Genomic DNA, 536 nt, shown 5'->3' with positions numbered 1-536 from the left:
AACCAGCGAGTCTCTGAAAACCCTTTTTTATGCCCCTGTCTATATAAATCATTGGCTTGATACACTTCTTGAGTATAGGGATTTTAGGGTGATTGGCATTAGTCAGATTAAAATTTGAAACTCGCTGAATTTTAGCTGTCTGCTCTATTTGCTCATAGAGATTATTTAAATTATCAAGTTTCATTATTACATCTCAATTAGCCAGGAATATTCTAAATTTTCTTTAGTTCGATTACGCACAAAATCTAAGGCTACAACTTTTTCATAATAGTTATTTATTTTACGCCAGTCTTCAGCACGAAAAGTAAAACTATCTTTATATCTTTCAAAAATGTAAGACGTTAATTCATTGAGTTCCTGCAGGTAGTTGTCATGTTGCTCTTGTGTAATTAAATTGACCGCTAATGCATGTCTAAATTCATTTTTCATGGTACTTTCAATTGTTTCAACGCGTTCTTTTTGGTCTCGCATACTGCACTCCTTAGGTAGTTTTGGTGATATTAACGGCTGAATTATAACCAAATTTTTAAGGTCGT

The 536-nt window shown here is 33.0% G+C and carries 2 protein-coding genes; both read right to left on the bottom strand.

The window, feature by feature from the left end:
- Positions 1 to 184 (bottom strand): hypothetical protein (locus J3U56_RS12045; RefSeq protein ID WP_267367974.1); only part of this gene is annotated, 184 nt, incomplete at its 3' end.
- A 2-nt stretch (positions 185 to 186) separates the two neighbouring features.
- On the bottom strand, positions 187 to 471 hold the full coding sequence (locus tag J3U56_RS12040) for a hypothetical protein (protein ID WP_267367972.1): 285 nt from the start codon (positions 469 to 471) through the stop codon (positions 187 to 189).
- Positions 472 to 536 lie beyond the last annotated feature (65 nt).

This window comes from Gilliamella sp. B2824 (genome assembly GCF_026536245.1).
In the GTDB taxonomy this organism is placed as follows: Bacteria; Pseudomonadota; Gammaproteobacteria; order Enterobacterales; family Orbaceae; genus Gilliamella.
This window is presented reverse-complemented; position numbering and strand designations above follow the sequence as displayed.

Coding starts and splice junctions, on each gene's coding strand:
- J3U56_RS12040 (WP_267367972.1), bottom strand. CDS start 471: ATGCGAGACCAAAAAGAACGCGTTGAAACAATTGAAAGTACCATGAAA.